General features: G+C 68.8%; 3 protein-coding genes and 1 pseudogene. 2 read left to right on the top strand and 2 right to left on the bottom strand.

The genetic code is table 11. The features are described 5' to 3' along the window. Window positions 1-694, bottom strand: a pseudogene (locus CG471_RS29080) (LysR family transcriptional regulator); the annotation flags it as partial. 107 nt (window positions 695-801) lie between these two features. Here CG471_RS29080 and bla point away from each other — a divergent pair. Together bla and CG471_RS29070 are read left to right on the top strand one after the other, a co-directional pair. Next, on the top strand, window positions 802-1,728 hold the full coding sequence (bla, locus tag CG471_RS29075; protein ID WP_099234577.1) for a subclass B3 metallo-beta-lactamase: 927 nt from the start codon (window positions 802-804) through the stop codon (window positions 1,726-1,728). A gap of 60 nt (window positions 1,729-1,788) precedes the next feature. Further along, complete coding sequence (locus CG471_RS29070) at window positions 1,789-2,610, top strand: SDR family oxidoreductase (RefSeq protein ID WP_099234576.1); 822 nt, start codon at window positions 1,789-1,791, stop codon at window positions 2,608-2,610. A gap of 1 nt (window position 2,611) precedes the next feature. Here the strand turns inward: CG471_RS29070 and CG471_RS29065 are convergent, their stop codons facing one another. Beyond that, a complete protein-coding gene (locus CG471_RS29065; protein WP_099234575.1) occupies window positions 2,612-4,222 on the bottom strand; it encodes a GMC family oxidoreductase in 1,611 nt (536 codons plus the stop codon). Window positions 4,223-4,283 lie beyond the last annotated feature (61 nt).

Genomic DNA, 4,283 nt, shown 5'->3' with positions numbered 1-4,283 from the left:
CCCAAGGCCGGCCCGCGCCGCCTCCGCCATCAGCAGCGAGGTGTCGAACATCGGCCCGCGCAGCGGCGGGCAGGGCGCACCGGCGGCGGCGAACCAGCGCGGCCATTCGTCGGCGCGGTAGGAGCGCAGCAGCGGCTCGCGCGCGAGCGCGGGGGGGTCCGGCCGGGGGGGGGGGGGGGGGGGGCGGGCGTGGCGGGGCGAGCGGCGCGCGCAGGATCGGCTGGGCATGGGTGCCGTGCCAGGCGCCCTCGCCAAAGCGGATCGCCAGGTCCAGCCCCTCGCCGGCCAGATCGACCCGATTATTGTTGGTCATCAGCCGCAGGTCGACATGGGGGCAGGCGCGGGCGAAATCGGCAAGGCGCGGCAACAGCCAGCCGCCGGCAAAGGTGCCGACTACGCCCAGGGTCAGCACTTCATGCAGCCGCCCGCCCTCGATCCGCTCCAGCGTGCCGCCGACCCGGTCGAACGCATCGGCCAGAACCGGGAGCAGCGCCAGCCCCTCGTCGGTCAGAGCGAGGCCGCGCGGCAGGCGGCGGAACAGTGGCGCGCCGATCCGCGCCTCAAGCTGCGCGACCTGCTGGCTGACCGCGCCCTGGCTGACGCAGAGTTCGAGGCCGGCGCGGGTGAAGCTGAGATGCCGGGCGGCCGCCTCGAAGGCGCGCAGGGCATTGAGCGGCAGTTGGGCGCGATCCATGGTCAAGGCATAAGGTTAGCTAATGACTGTGTCGAGAATTGATGCTTTGTCGCAAGCCGGTATCTCCCGCAATCTCTGCCCATCACCAAGCATATAGGGGTAAAGCGATGCGCAACTGGATGGGCGTAGGTATCAGCATGGCTGCGATGTTTCTGGGTGGCCCGGCCTGGACGAAGGCGGCGGACGATCCGCTGCTGCGGCCGATCGCGCTTGCCTCTTCCAAGCGCTGGCTGGCGCCGCAGGCACCGATCCGGCTGCATGGCCAGACCTATCTGGTCGGGTTCGGCGGCCTCAATGTCGCGCTTATCAGGACGAGTGCCGGGCTGATCCTGATCGACGGCGCGGTGCCGCAGGCAGTGCGCGACGTGGAGGCGAACATCAGGGCGCTGGGCTTTTCGATCCGCGACGTGAAGCTGATCCTGAGCACGGAACCGCATTTCGACCATGCTGGCGGGCTGGCCGCGCTGGCCCGCGACAGTGGCGCGACGGTGGTGGCGAGCGCGCCGGCAGCGGCCGTGCTGCGTACCGGCGGCATCGATCCGGCCGATCCGCAGGCGGCCTGGCTGGAGCGTTTCCCCGCCGTGCGCCGGCTGCGCGCGGTCAAGGATGGCGAGGAGATCCGGCTGGGCGACACGGTCATCACCGCCGTCACGACGCCGGGCCATACGATGGGCAGCATGAGCTGGCGCTGGAAAAGCTGCGAGGGGCGGCAATGCGCGACCATGATCTTCGGCTCCAGCCTCAATCCGATCGCTGCCGATGGCTATGCGTTTTCCGATCCGGCGCACCGGCCGCTGGTCGATGCCTTTCGCGCGACCTTTGCCAAGGTGAGCGCTATGGACTGCGACCTGTTGATCACGGCTCATCCCGATCCGGCCGACCCGGCGAAGCTGGCGCGCCTGCGGGCGAAGCGCGTGCCCAATGCCTTCATCGATCAGACCGCCTGCCGTCGCTATGCCGACCGCGCCGCCGGGATGCTGGACAAGAAGCTGGCGGCGGAAGGGGAAACGCGCAGTTACAGCCGGGGCCAATAGCCCCTTTCCCTGCTGGTCTTAATTTGCGACACTATTGTCGTAAATATAAAGGAGAGCAGGATGCAGATCGCAGGCAGGACGATATTCATCACCGGGGGTGGCGGCGGCATTGGCAGGGGGATGGCGCAGGCCTTTGCCGAGAAGGGCGGGCGCATCATCCTGGCCGATATCGACGCGGGTTTTGCCGAGGCGGAGGCGGCGAAGCTGCCGGCGGAGACGGACGTGCTGGCGCTGCCGATCGACGTCACCAGCCGCGACAGCTGGGCGCAGGCGAAAGTGGCGGCGGAAGCGCGCTTCGGCGCTGTGGATATCCTCTGCAACAATGCCGGAATCGCGTCGGGCTTTGCGCCGCTGATCGACATGGACCCGGCCGATTTCGACCGGCTGGTCGCGGTCAACCTGACCGGGGTCTATAATGGTATCGCCTGTTTCGCGCGGGCGATGGTCGATCGGGGCGCGGGGCATATCGTCAACACATCGTCGATGAACGGGCTCAACCCCTTCGGCCTGTTCGCCGCCTATTCGGCGAGCAAGTTCGGCGTGCTGGGCCTGTCGGATTCGCTGCGGCAGGAACTGGCGCCCCATGGCGTCGGTGTCTCCACTTTGTTTCCCGGCCTGACCCGCAGCCGCATGTCACAATCCGACACGGTCGGGCCGGGCGCGATGGACCCGGCGCGGCTGGCGCAGATTCGGGCCAACATGATGGAGCCGATCTGGCTGGGTCGGGCGGTGGTGCGCGCGGTCGAGCAGGATCAGCCCTATATCATCACCCACCCCGAATATCGCGACGACCTGGCCCGTCGGTTCGATACGATCCTGGCGGCGTTCGGCGAGCCGGCCCAGCCGGGCTATCGCACGGGCGCGTCGGCGACCGGGCGTTGACTCAAGATCGGGCGGCGGCGAGAATCATTTCCGCCCCTTTTTCCGCGATCATCATGGTCGGCGCATTGGTGTTGCCCGACGTGATCGTCGGCATCACCGAGGCGTCGATGACGCGCAGCCCGCCGATGCCATGGACGCGCAATTGCGGGTCGACCACCGCGCGCGGGCCGCTGCCCATGGCGGCGGTGCCGACGGGATGGAAGATGCTGCTGGCGATCGCGCCGATCCCTTCGAGCAGGGTGGCGTCATCCTGCCGATCCGGGCCGGGCCGGAACTCCTGCGGCGCATAGGGGGCAAGGGCCGGCTGGCCGACGATCGCGCGGGTGACGCGCACCGCTTCGATCGCGACCTGGCGGTCTTCCGCCGCCGACAGATAATTGGGGCGGATGGCGGGCGGGGCGAGCGGATCGGCGGAATGGATCCACACATCGCCCCGGCTGTGCGGGCGCAGGTTGCAGACGCTGGCGGTGAAGGCGGGAAAGGCGTCGAGCGCGCCACCGAACGCGGCCAGGCTCAAGGGCTGGACATGATATTCGAGATTGGCGGTGGCATGACGCGGGTCGGATTTGACGAACATGCCAAGCTGGCTGGGCGCCATCGACAGCGGCCCGGAGCGACTGGCGAGATAGTGCAGGCCCATCCACGCCTTGCCCAGCCATGATCCAGCGCGGCCGTTAAGGGTGGCGATGCCGCTCACCCGATAGGCGCAGCGTATCTGGAGATGATCCTGCAGATTTTCGCCGACGCCCGGCCGGTCGGCCAGCACGTCGATGCCGAGTGCGGCCAGCCGGGCGCCGTCGCCGATGCCCGATCGCTGGAGGATGGCGGGGCTGCCGATCGAGCCGGCCGACAGGATGACCTCGCCATCGGCCTGCGCGGTGCAGGCGTCGCCATCCAGCAGGAAGCGCACGCCGGTGGCGTGGCCCTGCGCGATCGTCACCCGGTCGATCGTCGCGCCGGTGACGATGCGCAGATTGGGGCGGTTCATCGCCGGGCGCAGGAAGGCGTCGGCCGCGCTCCAGCGCCGGCCGCGCCGCTGCGTCACCTGAAAATAGCCCGAGCCCAGATTGTCGCCGCCGTTGAAGTCGGCGGTTTCGGGCACGCCATATTGGCTTGCAGCCTGGCGGAAACGGTCGAGCAGATCCCAGCGCAGCCTTTGCCGCTCGACCCGTATCTCGCCGCCCGCGCCATGGGTGGCGCTGGCCCCGTCCTGATGATCCTCCGCCCGCACGAAATAGGGCAGGACATCGTCCCAGCCCCAGCCGATGTTGCCGGCCTGGCGCCAGCCAGCATAATCGGCGGCCTGGCCACGCATGTAGATCATGCCGTTGATCGAACTGCTGCCGCCGATCACCCGGCCGCGCGGATAGGCGATGGCGCGGGCGCCAAGGCCGGCCTGCGCCTCGGTCTTCAGGCACCAGTCGGTGCGCGGATTGCCCATGCAATAGAGATAGCCGACCGGGATCTTTATCCACAGCCAGTCGTCCTTGCCGCCGGCCTCCAGCAGCAGCACGCGGTTGCGCGGATCGGCGCTCAGCCGGTTGGCCAGCACGCATCCCGCGCTGCCCGCGCCCAGGATGATATAATCCCAGCGGCCATAATCCCGGTCCATCGCCTCTCCTCTTGTGCGCGGACCATGGCCCGGCGGGGGCAGCGCGGGATGCGTGCTGGCC

Source organism: Sphingobium sp. IP1 (assembly GCF_002708645.1).
Lineage (GTDB): Bacteria > Pseudomonadota > Alphaproteobacteria > Sphingomonadales > Sphingomonadaceae > Sphingobium > Sphingobium yanoikuyae.
This window is presented reverse-complemented; position numbering and strand designations above follow the sequence as displayed.